We start from the raw sequence: 244 nt of genomic DNA on the forward strand, positions 1-244 counted from the left end.
ATCTCCGGATCAAAGCTTACTTACAGCTCCCCGAAGCATATCGGTGTTAGTACCGTCCTTCATCGGCTCCTAGTGCCAAGGCATTCACCGTGCGCCCTTTCTAACTTAACCTACTTTGGCCAATGATAAGCAGCGAATCTCTGCGTCAGTTCCGTCACTGTGCTCCTCACGTACTCTCATACGCTCCGGTGCTCGTTCAGTCGCTTCCTTGATCTTCTTGCTTCTCATTGCCCTCAGGTTTGTG

Annotated in this window: 1 rRNA gene; it reads right to left on the reverse strand. The window is 51.2% G+C overall.

Features of this window, described 5'->3' with window-relative positions:
• Window positions 1–111 (reverse strand): 23S ribosomal RNA (locus tag M3205_RS25485); the annotation flags it as partial.
• Window positions 112–244 lie beyond the last annotated feature (133 nt).

This window comes from Cytobacillus firmus, assembly GCF_023715565.1.
Taxonomy (GTDB): Bacteria; Bacillota; Bacilli; order Bacillales; family Cytobacillaceae; genus Cytobacillus; species Cytobacillus firmus_C.